This is a genomic window from Natronomonas moolapensis 8.8.11 (genome assembly GCF_000591055.1).
In the GTDB taxonomy this organism is placed as follows: Archaea; Halobacteriota; Halobacteria; order Halobacteriales; family Haloarculaceae; genus Natronomonas; species Natronomonas moolapensis.
In genome coordinates, this window is record NC_020388.1 from 1,943,572 (window position 1) to 1,958,428 (window position 14,857).

Annotated in this window: 16 protein-coding genes; 8 read left to right on the top strand and 8 right to left on the bottom strand. The window is 68.0% G+C overall.

Features of this window, described 5'->3' with window-relative positions:
- The first annotated feature begins 19 nt into the window (after window positions 1–19).
- Complete coding sequence (locus tag NMLP_RS09335) at window positions 20–1,540, top strand: methyl-accepting chemotaxis protein (RefSeq protein WP_015409863.1); 1,521 nt, start codon at window positions 20–22, stop codon at window positions 1,538–1,540.
- 30 nt (window positions 1,541–1,570) lie between these two features.
- On the opposite strand, the gene NMLP_RS15620 is transcribed toward NMLP_RS09335, so the two are convergent.
- Window positions 1,571–1,744 carry a hypothetical protein gene (locus tag NMLP_RS15620; protein ID WP_015409864.1) on the bottom strand — a complete coding sequence of 58 codons (174 nt, stop codon included), beginning with the start codon at window positions 1,742–1,744 and terminating at the stop codon, window positions 1,571–1,573.
- Between the two features lie 162 nt (window positions 1,745–1,906).
- Between NMLP_RS15620 and NMLP_RS09340 the strand changes: the two genes are divergently transcribed.
- Window positions 1,907–3,160, top strand: a complete 1,254-nt coding sequence (locus NMLP_RS09340; RefSeq protein WP_015409865.1) for an NAD(P)/FAD-dependent oxidoreductase — start codon at window positions 1,907–1,909, stop codon at window positions 3,158–3,160.
- A 17-nt stretch (window positions 3,161–3,177) separates the two neighbouring features.
- On the opposite strand, the gene NMLP_RS09345 is transcribed toward NMLP_RS09340, so the two are convergent.
- Both NMLP_RS09345 and NMLP_RS09350 read right to left on the bottom strand, forming a co-directional pair.
- Window positions 3,178–3,666, bottom strand: a complete 489-nt coding sequence (locus tag NMLP_RS09345; protein WP_015409866.1) for a cupin domain-containing protein — start codon at window positions 3,664–3,666, stop codon at window positions 3,178–3,180.
- A gap of 88 nt (window positions 3,667–3,754) precedes the next feature.
- Window positions 3,755–4,447: a metallophosphoesterase gene (locus NMLP_RS09350; RefSeq protein WP_015409867.1), complete on the bottom strand. Its 693-nt coding sequence runs from the start codon at window positions 4,445–4,447 to the stop codon at window positions 3,755–3,757.
- 138 nt (window positions 4,448–4,585) lie between these two features.
- On the opposite strand from NMLP_RS09350, the gene NMLP_RS09355 reads away from it, so the two are divergent.
- A complete protein-coding gene (locus tag NMLP_RS09355; protein WP_015409868.1) occupies window positions 4,586–5,359 on the top strand; it encodes a DUF7839 domain-containing protein in 774 nt (257 codons plus the stop codon).
- A 3-nt stretch (window positions 5,360–5,362) separates the two neighbouring features.
- On the opposite strand, the gene dapB is transcribed toward NMLP_RS09355, so the two are convergent.
- Window positions 5,363–6,103 carry a 4-hydroxy-tetrahydrodipicolinate reductase gene (dapB, locus tag NMLP_RS09360; protein ID WP_015409869.1) on the bottom strand — a complete coding sequence of 247 codons (741 nt, stop codon included), beginning with the start codon at window positions 6,101–6,103 and terminating at the stop codon, window positions 5,363–5,365.
- Window positions 6,100–6,984, bottom strand: a complete 885-nt coding sequence (gene dapA, locus NMLP_RS09365; RefSeq protein ID WP_015409870.1) for a 4-hydroxy-tetrahydrodipicolinate synthase — start codon at window positions 6,982–6,984, stop codon at window positions 6,100–6,102. The genes dapB and dapA overlap by 4 nt, the downstream gene beginning before the upstream one ends.
- Window positions 6,985–7,443: 459 nt before the next feature.
- Here dapA and NMLP_RS09370 point away from each other — a divergent pair, with 459 nt between their 5' ends.
- The 3 genes from NMLP_RS09370 (at window position 7,444) to NMLP_RS09380 (ending at window position 8,787) form a co-directional block, all read left to right on the top strand.
- The gene (locus NMLP_RS09370) at window positions 7,444–7,875 is read left to right on the top strand and encodes a potassium channel family protein (protein WP_015409871.1); all 432 of its coding nucleotides are present in this window, start codon (window positions 7,444–7,446) and stop codon (window positions 7,873–7,875) included.
- A gap of 152 nt (window positions 7,876–8,027) precedes the next feature.
- Complete coding sequence (locus tag NMLP_RS09375; protein WP_015409872.1) at window positions 8,028–8,357, top strand: hypothetical protein; 330 nt, start codon at window positions 8,028–8,030, stop codon at window positions 8,355–8,357.
- Between the two features lie 91 nt (window positions 8,358–8,448).
- Window positions 8,449–8,787, top strand: coding sequence for a DUF7113 family protein (locus NMLP_RS09380; protein ID WP_015409873.1), 339 nt, complete (start codon window positions 8,449–8,451; stop codon window positions 8,785–8,787).
- A 29-nt stretch (window positions 8,788–8,816) separates the two neighbouring features.
- Here NMLP_RS09380 and NMLP_RS09385 read toward each other — a convergent pair whose 3' ends face one another.
- A complete protein-coding gene (locus NMLP_RS09385) occupies window positions 8,817–10,061 on the bottom strand; it encodes a DNA double-strand break repair nuclease NurA (protein WP_015409874.1) in 1,245 nt (414 codons plus the stop codon).
- 188 nt (window positions 10,062–10,249) lie between these two features.
- Here NMLP_RS09385 and icd point away from each other — a divergent pair, with 188 nt between their 5' ends.
- Window positions 10,250–11,506 (top strand): isocitrate dehydrogenase (NADP(+)), encoded by a 1,257-nt coding sequence (gene icd / locus NMLP_RS09390; protein ID WP_015409875.1) that lies wholly within the window; start codon window positions 10,250–10,252, stop codon window positions 11,504–11,506.
- A gap of 137 nt (window positions 11,507–11,643) precedes the next feature.
- Here icd and proS read toward each other — a convergent pair whose 3' ends face one another.
- The gene (gene proS / locus NMLP_RS09395) at window positions 11,644–13,092 is read right to left on the bottom strand and encodes a proline--tRNA ligase (protein ID WP_015409876.1); all 1,449 of its coding nucleotides are present in this window, start codon (window positions 13,090–13,092) and stop codon (window positions 11,644–11,646) included.
- A gap of 220 nt (window positions 13,093–13,312) precedes the next feature.
- Between proS and NMLP_RS09400 the strand changes: the two genes are divergently transcribed.
- The gene (locus tag NMLP_RS09400) at window positions 13,313–14,281 is read left to right on the top strand and encodes a phosphoadenosine phosphosulfate reductase family protein (RefSeq protein ID WP_015409877.1); all 969 of its coding nucleotides are present in this window, start codon (window positions 13,313–13,315) and stop codon (window positions 14,279–14,281) included.
- A 125-nt stretch (window positions 14,282–14,406) separates the two neighbouring features.
- Here the strand turns inward: NMLP_RS09400 and NMLP_RS09405 are convergent, their stop codons facing one another.
- Window positions 14,407–14,817, bottom strand: coding sequence for a hypothetical protein (locus NMLP_RS09405; protein ID WP_015409878.1), 411 nt, complete (start codon window positions 14,815–14,817; stop codon window positions 14,407–14,409).
- Window positions 14,818–14,857 lie beyond the last annotated feature (40 nt).

Sequence of the window (14,857 nt, forward strand, 5' to 3'; positions counted from 1 at the left end):
CCGTCCGAACCCACAGTCGATGGATACAGACAACCACGCTGTCTCGGCGGACGCGAACGACGAACGGTTGCGCATCGAGGACGGACTGATCGTGAACGCACAGGGGGCCGTCGACGTCGTCCACGAGACATCCAGATCGGTCGACAGCCAGTTGGCTTCGATCCGCGAGGCCGCCGGCGCGCAGGTCGAGGACATGGACTCGGTCGTCGACGACGTCACCGACCTGAGCGCGACGATCCAGGAGGTCGCTGCGGGGGCCGACGAAGTGAGCGAGACGACCGACCGGGCGGCGGCCGCGGCGACCGAGGGGCGCGAAGCGACCGACGAGGCTGCGGACGCGATGACGACCGCCGCGGCGGCGACCCGACGGGTTCAGACGCAGGTCGAGGCGCTGGCCGACCACGTCGAGCGGATCGACCGGGTGGTCGAAACGATCGACCGGATCGCAGACGAGACGAACCTGCTCGCGCTCAACGCCTCCATCGAGGCCGCCCGCGCGGACGACGACGCCGGCTTCTCGGTCGTCGCCGAGGAGGTCAAATCGCTCGCCGAGGAGTCGCGCTCGGAGACCGAACGGATCGAGGACGCCGTCGGGGAGATCCAGTCCGTGACCGCCGACGTGAGCGACGCACTCGGCTCGGCCGTCGAGGCGGTCGAGACCGGGACCGAGCGGATCGAGGCAGCCGAGTCGGAACTCGACGTCGTCGACGAGGAGATGGCGGCGGCGGCGGCCGGCGTCGACGAGGTATCGACGGCCGTCGCGGAGGGGGCCGACACGAGCACGCGCGTCGCGGACGCCTGCTCGGCCACTGCCGACGCCGCCCGCGACATCGACCGGGCGGTCGAGGCGATCGACGAGGAGCGCGCAGACACCACCGACCTGCTCGCCGAAATCGACGACGCCCTCTCGAGCGTCAGACGACGCCGCGAGGCCCGCCTCGAGGCCGCCCGGACGGTCCCGACCGGCATCGACGATTTCGACGGCGGCGGCCTTCCGGTCGGTTCCCGAAGCGTGATCGTCACGGACACGACGGACGACCCGGCGCTCGAGCGCACCGTCGCCGAGACCGTTGCGGAGTGTTGTGCGACGGCGATCGACGCCGGATGGGCCGTCTCGCTGTCGCCGCCGCCGGCGCTGGAGCAGTCGACGCTGGCGGACGCGCTGCGCCGACACGCGGGGGTCACAGCGACCGACGCCTTGGCGGGCGATCGGCTCTTCGTGCTCGATCTCTTCGGCTCCTGGAGCGCCGACGACAACGTGATCGACGTGACCGAGACGGGGCTAGAGCGGGCCAACGAGCGGGTCGACGCCACGCGGGACCGGCCGCTGTTCGTCATCGGTACCGTCGCCGGCGAGTGCGAACTGATGGGCGAGGCAGCCGCTCGCGAGACGGCCTACGAGAACGACGGCGACGTGCTCGGCGACGACGATCTCGTGCTCAACGTCGTCGACGAGGCGTCCGTGTCCGCACAACTGCGCTCCTTTTATACTGGCGCGGCCGACCGGAGTTGCCGGATCGACTCACCCGGCGGACGGTAACCGCCTTCCGGTCGCCGGGGGCTTCAGGCGTCACTCGGCGAAGTAACTGGTGAAGAAGCCGGAGAGGAACGCAGAGACGGCGACGGCGACGGCGACCTCGTGGAGGACCCACGGGCTGTCGTCGTCGTCGGCCGCGGCGACGGTGACGGCGACGCTGATTGCGAGCGAGACGATCCCGTTGATGAGGTGTTTACGGAATGCCATATCGGATCCTACGCCCCGAGCGAAATAATTCCCCTGTTTGTGTCCCGGACGCTTCCGGAGGCGTCTCCGGACTCGTAGCCGAGAGACGAGTCGCCGCGACCCTCGCCACGACCGCCGGCCGAACACGGAAACCGGTTTGTCGGTCCCGCCCGAAGCCCGCGTATGCACGTCGTCGTTGCCGGTGGCGGCCTCGCTGGGCTGGTCGCCGCACGGCACCTCGCGGAGACCGGGGCCGAAGTCGAACTGTTCGAGGCGCGAGAGCGCGTCGGCGGCCGGGTCCGGACGCGCACCGTCGGCGGCCACACTCTCGATCGGGGGTTTCAGGTCCTTTTTACTGCTTACCCCGCGGCGCGGCGGGAACTCGATTTCGAGGCCCTCGACCTCCGGCAGTTCGCTCCCGGGGCGACGATCGCGCGGCCGAACCACCGTTCGACGCTCGCCGATCCCCTCGGCGACCCGAGTGCCGCCCTCCCGACGCTTCTGAACCGCGACGTCCGGACGGCCGACAAACTCCGACTCTTTCGGCTCCAGCGCGAACTCCGGGGCCGCAGGTGGGACGAGATTCTCGGGGACGACGTCGGTACCATCGGGGCGTACCTGGCCGACCGGGGCTTCTCGCGGGCGTTCGTCGAGCGCTTCGCTGCCCCTTTCTACGGGGGTATCACGCTCGATCGCGGGCTCGGGACCGCGAGTTCGGTGTTCGAGTACACGTTCAAAGCGCTCTCGGAGGGAGACACCGTCGTCCCCGCCGGCGGGATGGGCGAGATTCCGGCCCAGCTCCGGGATCGCGCGACGGCCGCGGGCGCGGACGTCACGACGGGGATCGGCGTCACGGGCCTCGAGACCGACCCCCTCGTCGTCGAGACCGAGGCCGGGGAACGATCGCCCGACGCAGTCGTGGTCGCGACAGGCCCGAGGACGGCCGCCGAGTTGACGGGCGTCGAAACGCCCGAGGGAACCAGAGCCAGCACGACCGTTCACTGCTCGATACCCGAGCACCAGCGCCTCGATACGGGCTCGCGAATCGTGTTGAACGCGGCCGACGCCGAGCCGAACACCGTCGCGCCGATGAGCGCGGCCGCCCCGGAGTACGCCCCCGAGGGCCGACAGCTGCTGAGTGCGACGTTTCTCGGTGTCCGCGAGGACGACGACGAGGCGCTCGGCGAGACCGTCCGGTCGGCGCTGTCGGCGTGGTTTCCCGAGAACCACTTCGGCGGCTTCGAGACCGTCGGCGTCGACCGGATCGAGTTCGCCCAGTTCGAACAGCCACCGGGATTTCGGTCGTCGCTTCCCGCTGTCGACGCGCCCGACGGCCCGGTGTTCCTCGCCGGTGGCTTCACCGAGTGGTCCGCGATCCAGGGCGCGCTGGCGAGCGGCCGGCGGGCCGCCGAGGCCGCGTTGGATACGGTCCGGTAGTCGCGCTATTGCCGCGGTTACGGGTCGACTGGCGGCGGGCCGACGATCTCGATGCCGTGCTCGGGGGCCAGCTCTGAGACCCTGGCGACGGCGGCCTCCGACGGCGGGTCCGAGGGAACGGTCGCCGAGTCGACCGGTTCGCCGACCGCCGTCACGAACTCGTCGAACCCACCCGGCGACGTCGAAGTGACGATCGTCGCCGGCTCCGTCGCCACGACGCTGTGTTCTCGTCCCTTCGGGAGGACGGCCGACCCGCCGGTTCCGAGCGAGCGGGTCTCGGTCGGCGTATGTACCTCGATCGCCCCCTCGGTCACGTGGAGCGTCTCGTCGGCCGACGCGTGGACGTGCATCGGCGGCGCGTGGCCCTCCCGGAGGCGCATCTCGACGACCGAACAGCGGCCGTCGGTCGCCTCGCCCGGGACGCGGACGTAGGACAACGTATCCAGAAAACGGTACGGCTCGGCCGCCCCGGCGGTTCCCATCGCCGGTTCGACGAACGACGACATGCTGTCGGAGTGGTCCGTCGCGGATACACAAAACTGTTGTCGCCCGAACGGTCCCGCGTCCCGGTCGCGACTCGGCCGACGGTATCGCTCACAAAAACCGCCGCAACTCCCGAAGCGGCGGGAACTCGTGGGTCTTTTCGGCCGCCTCGTCGCGGACGATCGGCCGGAGCGTCCGCGCCTCCGTCACGAACGGCGACTGAAACGCAGCGGCGGATCGCTCGTTGATCCGGATCCCGGCCGGGAGCTTGCTGAAGGAGGGAAGCATCAACACCGCCGAGCCGCGGTACTGGTCGGGACCGTACAGATAACAGGGCCGGCGGACGCCTTCGATCTCGATCGTCGGGTGATCGTGACCGACGACGTAGCACTCCGCCGTCTCGGCCGGGGGGACGTGGCCGTGCGTGACCACGACCGACCCGTCGGCGACCCCATACTCCGGGAGGGTCGGGCCGTCCCACAGCTCCTCGAGCATCGTGTCGTGGTTGCCGGGCGTCACGACGACCGGGCAGTCCCGCTCGCCCGCGAGATCCGCTATCGTCCGGACGGTCGCCGCCGCCCCCGTCGGAACCCGATCGAACGAGTGCAGCAGGTCCCCCGCGATCACGGCCTCCTCGGGGTCGTAGCGCTCGAGCAAGCGCTCGAACCGGCCGGTGAGGTCGTCGTGCTCGCCGACCCGGAACTCGACGTCGGAGGCCGCGTCCCGTCCGACATGGAAGTCGGCACAGACGAGCGTCCCCGTGGTCGGGAGGTAGACGGCACGGTCGCGGGGATCGAACTCCATACCGGTCGATGTGTCGCCGCGGGCAAAGCGCTGGTGGGACGGGACGAGCCGTCGCCGCCGCGACGGTGTGTCGATCCGGCCGGACGGGACGGTCCCGGAGTCTCGGGTGTTTATAAATGGTCGAGCCGACGTGGACGTATGGTCGACGTGCTCGACAACAAGCGGTCCGCGACGAAGTTCCGCGTGCTCGTCGAGATCGCGGAGCGCCAGCCGGCCGTCAACCAGGGGGAGATCGCCGACGCCGTCGGGGTGACGAGCCAGGCCGTCTCCGAGTACATCCGCGAACTCGTCGACAACGGGTTCGTCGAGAAGGAAGCCCGATCGCGGTACCGCGTGACGAAGCGGGGTGTCGACTGGCTGTTCCGGCAGGCCTCCGACGTGCGCCGCTTCGCCGACCACGTGACCGAGGACGTCCTCGGCAGCATGCAGGAAGACGCGGCGTTTGCGACCGCCGACATCGAGGCCGGTGAGACGGTCTCGCTGTCGATCCGGGAGGGACTGTTGCACGCCTCACCGGGCGACGACGGCCCGGCAACGGGGATCGCAACGACCGACGCCGGAGCCGGTGCCGTCGTCGGCGTCACCGGCTTCACCGGCGTTATCGACCTCGAACCGGGCACGGTGACGGTGTTTCAGGTCTCCCCGATCCGATCGGCGGAACCGGGTGAGTCGACGGCGCTGGCGTCGGCCGCGGCGGCGGCCGATGTCGTCGTAGCCGCCGGAGTCGAAGCGGTCGCCGTACTGGAGGCGTCGGGACACGACCCCGACGTGACGTTTGCGGCCGGCGAAGTTGCCGCCGACGCCGCCGGCCGGGGACTGGACGTGGTCGTCGTCGCGACGACGGATCTCGCCGGGCGGGTCACCGACGCCCTTCGGGACTCGGGGCTCGCCTACGAGGTCGACGATCTCTGAACGTCACAGCACGTCGTCGAACCCGTACCACCCCGGCTCCTGGCCAGTGAGCCACTCCGCGGCGTCGACGGCCCCGGCGGCGAAGACGCGCCGCGACTCGGCCCGGTGAGTCAGCGTCAAGAGTTCGTCGTTGCCGGCCAACAGGAGTTCGTGCTCGCCGCGGACGGTGCCGGCCCGGCGGACGTGGACGCCGACTTCCGAGTCCTCACGGGAGTGCTCGCCCTCCCGGCCGTGGGTGCGCTCTAACGCCGCCTCCCGGGTCGAATCGACGACGTCGAGGATCGTGTTTGCGGTGCCGCTCGGGGCGTCTCGCTTGCCGCTGTGATGGGTCTCCGTGAGTTCGACGTCGTAGTCGGGTAGCGCCTCGACGCCGGCCTCGACCACCCGGAGGAGTGCTTGCACGCCGCGGGCGAAGTTCGACGCTTTCAGAACGGCGATCGATTCGCTGGCCGCCCGGAGTGTCTCGATCCCCGCCTCGCCGAAGCCGGTCGTGCCGACGACGTAGGGGACGCCCGCCTCGGCGATCACGCCGGCGTACTCCCGCGTGGCCTCGGGGACGGTGAAATCCACTACCGCGTCGGCGTCGTCGAGCAACTCGGGGAGGTCCTCGCTCGGGTACACGCGCACGTCCTCGACGGTGTCCGATGTGGTGGCGACCCCCACGACGTCGTGGCCGCGACCGCTCGCCTCTGCGACGATTTCGCTGCCGGTTCGGCCGGTCGCACCGACGACGACGAGATTCATCGTTCGAGGTCCTCGAGGACGGCCTGAAGCGTCTCGCGGTGCTCCGGCTGGAGGGGGTTCAGTGGCGAACGCATCGTCGACGAGTGGATCCCGCGCATCTCCATCGCCTCGTTGATTGGGATCGGGTTGGTCTCGACGAACAGCGTCCGGAAGAGGTCGCCGAGTTCGTACTGGAGCTCGCGGGCGCGCTCGAAGTCACCAGCCAGCGCCGCCCCGACCAGCGCAACGGTGCGCTCGGGTTCGACGTTCGCCGAGACGCTGATACAGCCCGAACCGCCCTGGGCGACGATCGGCAGCGTGAGCGCGTCGTCGCCCGAGAGCACGGCGAAGTTCTCCCCGCGGGTGCGCTCTATGACCTCGTTCGTCCGGTTTAATTCGCCGCTCGCGGCCTTGTACCCGACGACGTTCTCGTGTTCGGCCAGCGAGACGGCGGTCTCGACGGCGATGTTGCGCCCGGTCCGCCCCGGAACGTTATAGACGATCTGGGGGAGATCGACCGCGTCGGCGACGGCCCGAAAGTGCGCCTCCATTCCCTCGGGTTCGGGGATGTTGTAGTACGGCGAGATCAACAGCAGGCCGTCCGCGCCGGCGGCGGCGGCGCGCTCGGAGAGATCGAGCGCCTCGCGGGTGTTGTTCGAGCCTGAACCGGCGATGACGGGGACGTCCTCGACCGCGTCGGCGACCGTCTCGATGACCTCGACGTGTTCGTCGTGGGTCATCGTCGCCGATTCGCCGGTGGTGCCGACGGGAACCACCCCGTCGACGCCGGCGGCTTCGAGCCGCTGGGCGTGCGCGCGGAGGGTGTCGTGATCGATGCTCTCGTCGTCGTGAAACGGCGTGGTCATGGCGGGGAAGACGCCGGTGAACGTGTCGTGTGTCATGGGTGTGTCGATGTGTGTCGTCGGATGTGGGTCGGTCGAACGTAGCTATCGTCCCTGCGGGGTCGGGGTCGACCTGCGACGGGGCGCCACGCCCGCCACAGACCACACTACGGGCGCTTGGCTTTCGAGAAGGCGATCCGAACGGCGCGCTCGCCGTCGTCAGCAGCGGGCCGACGGACGAGCACGCGGTGTCGCATATCCGAGGTAGTGTCGGCGAGCGACTTAGGCGTTTTGAGTTTCCGTGGCCGTTGCCCGGGCGCGTGTCTCCGGTGTGTTCCGTCGAGGCACTGTCCTACGGCTTTTCGTCCGGGCGCTGTCCCACGGTACGTCCGGACGGACGATGTAGCGACACCAGCCGTTTCGATACTGCCGGGAAAATCATATATACTGGTAATATTTGGGCGGTGGATGGGCCTTATATACACCAAACACGGCTTTATTTACGAGAGACGACCAATAATGAGCGATCACATAATCATCGTCGGCGGCGGCCGCGTCGGCCGCCACACTGCGGTGGAACTGAACCCCAGCCGGCACACGATCTCGGTGATCGAACGGGACGCCGAACAGTGCGAGAACTTCCCAAACCACCTGGCGAGCGACGTAATCGAGGGCGACGGCACCGACCTCGACGTGTTCGAGGCGGCGAACCCGGCGCTTGCAGACGCGGTGTTGGGCGTCACGAACGACACGGCGACGAACCTCGCGGTGTGTGAGCTCACAAAAGAGCTGTCGGAGAATACCCGCACGATGGCCCGCATCGCCCACGACGGCGAACAGGACTACGCCCACCTGGGACACGTCGACAACATCATCTACCCGCCGGCAGTGGCCGCCGAGGTCGCCGTCGACCGGATTACTGCGGACCTGCTGTCGGCGCGACGGCCCTGACCGGGTGTCCGTCGCCGTCAGTCGGTCCCTCGCAACGAGGTGCTCCGCCGCGGCCGCCACCCCGGAGCGCCCGCGACTCACCGGCCGAGTCTGACGGAAATATAAATCCCCCCGCTCCCCACGTCCGGGTAGAGGCATCTTTGAGAACTGCCATGCTCCGGGTCCCGAACGAACTGCGTGACGTGTGTGTTGGCGCGACAGTGAACCTCTTCGTCTCCGTCGGAAAGACCTCACGCCGGCTCAAAGGCGAGGTCCACGAGACCAAAGAGCGCGGCGAGAACGGTGACGTCGTCGAGGTCAGAGTCATAGAGGAGACGCCCGGCGACTCCGATATCGTCTTTTGGCTGGGCTTTGCCGACGAGTCGACGTACCTGTTGCCGCTCGACGCGTACGACGACCGCCTCGTCTACGTCGAGTACCGCCACAACGGCGCTCGGACGGGGCTCAACGTCAGGACCGTCCGGGACGTCGGAGTCCGGTAGGAAACGCGAGCCGCGGCTCCGGCGAGCCCGCCGGGCGGTGACGGAGCCGACCTGCCGCGCCCGTTTTATTCGCGCTCCCCCAACGTCCGGTATGCTTCGGATCCGTGGCTCGGCGGGCGGAACGGCGTTGACGGGGACGCTGTACGAACCCGGCGAAGAGCCGCCGACGTTCCGCGGCGCCCCCGACGACGACGCACCGTACGTGTGGGTCTGTGACGCCTTCTACGAGGTCGAAAGCGGCGGCCAACTCCAGCGGATCGGCGGCGAAAAGAAGCGAATCGCATTCGAGTCGCCGATGCCGAGGGGGTTTGCCGACCGCGATCGGGCCATCGAGGCGGCGACGTCCCACGTCCGGACGCAGTTCGCCAGACTCGGTGTCCCGGAGGTAGACGTCGATGTCGTGCTCGGCGCCGACGACGCGACGCCGTGAGACGGGATCGAACGACGGACCTCGGCGCCTCAGGTGACGAGTCCCCAGCGGTCGTCGTCGTAGCTCCGGTCGCGGTCGGCGTCGAAGCGCTGTTCTATCGACCGGATCAGGGCGGCCCGCTCCTCGCGGCTGATCCGGGCGAGTTGGTCGGCCTTCGCGACCGCGAGCGGCGGTCCGCCCTCGTGGGCGACGTCCCTGAGGAACTGCATCGTTAGCGCCTCCCGAACGTCCGGATCGCGGGTGAATACCGCCGGGGCTTCGATCCGAAACAGGAGCTCGCTCCGGGGGTCGTACAGGCAAAAAAACGTCACCTCGTAGTCCTCGGGAGCGCGCGAGCGCGAGAGGCCGAGCGCGTCGCCGTCCGCCGAGAGGGGTTCGTCGACACCGCCGCGGGAGCGAAACCAGTTGGTAAAGGTCAACTCGTCGGTCAGGGTGTCGCCATCGGCGTCGGTGCGCCGGAGGACGCGCTCGAAGAACGCCGCGTCGTCCACCCAGGGCGCACGCGTCGTCCCCCGGACGGCGCGGGTGATCGCCTTCGACCCGCTGTTCTTGATAAAGCCGGCCAGCGGGACGCCGCGGTCGGCGAAGCGCTCGACCAACCTGATGTAGCGAGCGATCACGTCCCGTGGGCGCTCTCCCTCGACAAGCAGTTCCGCGAGCTCGGGATGCCGGTCGGCCCACGCGAGCAGCCCCTTCGGATAGATCGGGCCGTCGAGGATCAACAGGTCGTCGACGACCTCGGCCTGCAGCGTCGCGTGAGATACCTCCGCGAGGTATAACGAGAGCGCGTGTACGACCGCCTCCTCGTAGCGGTTGACGCGTGGGGCCTGGAGGACGCGGCCCCGCGAGTAGCCATCGTCGAACGCCGACCACTCGTCCTCGTCGCAATCGACCGTCGGGTCGTTCGAGTGTGCGGTCGTGACGACCGAGCGCGAGCGGTGTAACTCCAACTCCGAGGGGACGGCCGCCATCGCGGCCTGGGCCACGTCGAGAACGAGACCGTTAGTGAACGTCGTCGGGTTGATGGTCCCGGAGTCGAGTCCGTGCTGTGTCGGAAACGGCGACTCCCGCAACGCGGCGTCTTCGATGTCGATCCGCCGCCGTCGCAGCCCATCGAGCGGTTCGAGGATCCGACGGTCGCCGTGATACAGCGGGTCGAGAAACTCCTCGAAGACGGTCTCGGCGACCCCCTGGTGCTCCGTCGAGTCGACGTCCTGGCTGATCCGGCCCGCGAGTCGTGCGATCCCCTCGAAGTGGACCGGGTCGAGCGTCATACCACGTTTCGGACGCTCCGTCGTATAAAAGGTCGGCTCCCCGACCCGTCGCATCGGGGACGTCGAATCCCCCGGAGGGGGCGTTCAATCGGCGGTGACGGCCGCTTGTCGGGTCGTACAATATTTTTCGTTATGGAACCGCCACGATAGCGGTACGCCTTTGATGGGGCCCTGCAAAACCGTTCGGTATGGACTACGACAAAATCGAGGTGCCGTCGGAAGGCTCGAAGATCGAGGTAACGGAGGACGACGAACTCGTCGTACCCGACGACCCGATCATCCCGATCATCCACGGCGACGGAATCGGGACCGACGTCGGTCCCGCGGCGCAGAACGTCCTGGAGGCCGCCGCGGAGGCGACCGGTCGCGAAATCAACTGGATGCGCGCCTACGCCGGCGAGTCCGCCCGCGAACGCTACGATGAAAACCTCCCCGCGGAGACCGTCGAGGCGCTCACGGAGTTCAAAGTCTCGATCAAGGGCCCGCTGACGACACCCGTGGGAGCCGGCTTCCGCAGTCTCAACGTCGCGTTGCGGAAGAAACTCGACCTCTATACGAATATCCGTCCGACCTACCACCTCGACGGCGTCCCCTCGCCGGTCAAACGCCCCGAACAGATGGATATGGTGTCGTTCCGGGAGAACACCGAGGACGTCTACGCCGGCATCGAGTGGGAGGCCGGCACCGACGAGGTCCAAGAGGTCAAGGCGTTCGTCGAGGAGGAGATGGGCTTCGACTCGACGATCCACGACGGCCCCGTCGGCATCGGCATCAAGCCGATCACCGAGTTCGGCACCAAGCGGCTCGTCCGCCGGGCGATCGATTACGCCCTCGAGAACGACCGCGATTCGGTCACGCTGGTCCACAAGGGCAACATCATGAAGTTCACCGAGGGCGCGTTCCGCGATTGGGGCTACGAGGTCGCCCGCGAGGAGTACGGCGACGAGGTCATCACCGAGGACACCCTCTGGGAGGAGCGCGGCGGCGAACAGCCCGAGGACGCCGTCGTCGTCAACGACCGCATCGCCGACAACATGCTCCAGCAGATCCTCACCCGGACCGACCAGTACGACGTGTTGGCGCTGCCGAATCTCAACGGCGACTACCTCTCGGACGCCTGTGGCGCCCAGATCGGCGGTCTCGGCATCGCACCGGGGATCAACCTCGGCGACGGCCGCGTGCTGGCCGAACCCGTCCACGGCTCCGCGCCGAAGTACGCCGGCCAAGACAAGGTCAACCCCACCGCGATGATCCTCTCTGGCCGCATCATGCTCGAGTTCATGGGCTGGAACGACGCCGCGGACCTCGTCCGCGACGCCGTCGAGCAGGCGATCGTCGACCGGAGGGTTACCTACGACATCGAACGGCAAGTCGAGGACGCCGAGAAGCTCGCGACCAGCGAGTACGCCGACGTGGTCGTCGAGAACATCCACGAGATGGCCTAAGCTCGGCCGCGGCGAGCAACTCGATCGGGCCTTCGAGCAGTCCCGGAGCGTCGACGTCGTGAGCGCCGGCTCGCTTCATACCGGACGTTCGTGCCGACGAACCCAACAACATTGACCGCCGACGGGCAGCGTTCCGGTCAGTACGACTTCGCGAAGTAGGCAGTCTCCTCGGCCGGTTCCTCACAGATCCCGCAGGTGTCGTGGACCGGCTCCACCTCCTCGTCCAGCGGGAGCATGACGATCTCGGCGGCGATCTCGTCTTTGATGACGCTCTCGCAGTCCTCGTCGCCGCACCAGCCGGTCTTGACGTAGCCGCCGTGGCGGCCGATCGTCCCGAGGATCTCGCCGCGGCCGTGGGCCTCCCGAACGTTCTCTTCGAGGGTCTCCTCGGCAGCGGCGTAGAGTTTGGCGTAGACCGTATCGAGGGCGTCCCCGACCGCGTCGACGACCGCCTCGCGGTCCGCGACCTCGCTCTCGCCGTCGGGGCGGTGGACGAGGGTCGCCTCGCCGTCCGCGACCTCGTTGGGACCGACCTCGATCCGGAGCGGAACGCCGTTGAGCTCGTGTTCGTTGAACTTGAATCCGGGGTTGCGCTCGTCGCGGTCGTCGAACTCGACGCGGAATTCCCCGTCGAGTTCGGCCGCCAGGTCGGCGGCGTACTCCGTGACCTCGGTCTCGGTGTCGGCCTGCCAGATCGGAACGACGACGACCTGCGTGGGGGCGAGTTTCGGCGGGACGACGAGACCCTGGTCGTCGGAGTGGGTCATTATCAACGCGCCGAGTGCGCGCCAGGAGAGCCCCCACGAGGTGGTGTGGGCCGTCCGTTCGTTCTCGTCCTCGTCGGTGTAGGTGATGTCGAACGCCTCCGCGAACGACTGGCCGAGGTGGTGGCTCGTGCTCGCCTGGACCGACTTGCCGTCGGGCATCAACGCCTCGACGGTCGTCGTCGTCTCCGCGCCGGGGAACTTGTCGTGGTCGGGCTTGCGGCCTTTCAGACCGGGGATCGCCATCACCTCCTCGTAGAGGCGTTCGTACTGATCGAGCCGCGTCATCGTCTCCGCCCAGGCGTCCTCGGCGCTCGCGTGGGCGGTGTGGCCCTCCTGCCAGAGGAACTCCTTGGTCCGGAAGAACGGCTTCGTTTCGGTGGCCTCCCAGCGGACGACCGAACACCACTGGTTGAGCCGCATCGGCAGGTCGCGGTGGCTGCGAACCCACTGGGCGATGAAGGGCGCGATAATCGACTCGGATGTCGGCCGGACGGCGAGGCGCTCCTCGAGTTCGTCGTGGCCGCCGTGGGTCACCCACGCCACCTCGGGATCGAACCCCTCGACGATGTCCTTTTCCCGTTCGAGGTACGATTCGGGGATGAACATCGGGAAGTAGCTGTTCCGAACGCCGGTCTCTTTGAACCAGCCGTCGAGGTGGTTCTTCAGGCGCTCCCAGAGGGCGTACCCCCGGGGACGCGTGACGATGAACCCGCCCATCGGCGCGTAGTCGGCGACTCCGGCCTTCTGTACGACCTCGGCGTACCACTCGCCGGGGCTGTGTTCCTTGCTCTCCGTGATTCCGAGTTCTTGATCGGTCATGGTTGGGGCGTTCGCGGCCGGCCGCCCGGCGGCGGCCACAGGGTCGCGTTGGTGTCCGTTCGGCAGCGCGCATTTATATACTGTCGGGATCCGTCCGCGGGCGGTCGCCCCCGGAGCCGCGACGGGTTGCCGGAACCGACGACGCCTCCTCGTGACCGGCCGCCAGACTCGCCGAACCCGAAACGCCCTTTACACTCCTAATTATATCTAATTACACATCATGAGCGAGTTCCCGGAGTACGTCGACGTATCGTACGCCGACGGCGAGGGCGAGTCCGCCGCGGACTACCCCGAACTGGAGGACAAAATCGAGAAGGCGATCGAGGTCGTCAAGACCGGTCTCGAGGAGTACGACACCCCCGCGATCATGTGGACCGGCGGGAAGGACTCGACGCTGACGCTGTATTTCGTCAAGGAGGTCGCCGAGGAGTACGGCTATGACCTCCCGCCCGCGGTGTTCATCGACCACTACCAGCACTTCGACGAACTGCTCGAGTTCGTCGACCGGTGGGCCGACGAGTGGGACCTCGACGTCGTGTTCGCGCGCAACGACGACGTCGGCGAGTACGTCGACGCGCACGGTCTCGACCCCGGCGACGACATCGAGATAGACGCCCTCTCGGAGCACAACCGCCACCACATCCGGAACATCCTCGAGTACGACGAGGAGACGTTTCCCTTCCTGCTCGACACCTACGTCGGCAACCACCTCCTGAAGACCGTCGCGCTGAACAACACCCTCGAGGAACGCGGCATCGACGGCATCATTTCGGGCATCCGCTGGGACGAACAGGACGCCCGCGCCGAGGAGACGTTCTTTTCGCCGCGGCACGACCCCGACATCTACCCGCCGCACGACCGCATCCAGCCCATCCTGCAGTTCGACGAGGCCGACGTCTGGGAGGCCTTCTGGTACTACGTCGTCCCCGAGACGGTCGCCGAGTTCCCGGACGACGGCTACGTCCCTCAGGACTACGACGACCTGCCGAACGGCCTCACCCACGACGACGTCCCCGTTTCGCCGAAGTACTTCGCCGGATTCCGCTCGCTCGGCAGCGAGATCTCGACCGAAAAGAGCGACGAGGAACCGGCGTGGCTGCAGAACCTCGAGGACACGACCGAGCGCGCCGGCCGCGCCCAGGACAAAGAGGACCTGATGGAACGGCTGCGCGATCTCGGCTACATGTAGCGACGCTCGGCGTTATTTATATACACTGACAGGATGTTCATAGAAGACGCTCGGCGTTATTTATATATACTGACCGGGCGTTTATAAAAGACGCCCGGTGGGTCCTGCTCCCCGCGGACCTGTCTCTACCGCCGCGAGCGCCACGTCAAAAACAGCAACGCCCCGGCCCCGACCACCAGCGCGCCGCCGCCGACGACGAGGGCGGCGGCGCTCGAACGCGTCGTCCCGACGAGGACCGACAGCCAGCCGAGCGCGCCGACGACGTGGACGACCCCGAGCCGAACCCGCCCCCGTCTCGCGTAGGAGATCCCCCCGACGAGCAGCCCGAGCGAGAGGCTCACCGCGGCGAGAACCGCGAGGTCGAGTTCGACGCCCGAGACGCCGACGGGATCGACGAACGGGTCCGCGAGGAACAGCCCGAGCCCGACGCCGAGGCTCCCGACGATGACGAGCGGGGCGTGGCCGCCCGTCGTCCGTGGGTCGTCCTCCCCGTCGAACTCCGCCGGCTGAAACCGATACTCATCGTCGCGGCTCACGGTCGGCTCCCCTCGAACGTGCCGGGCCGTGGCCCCCGGC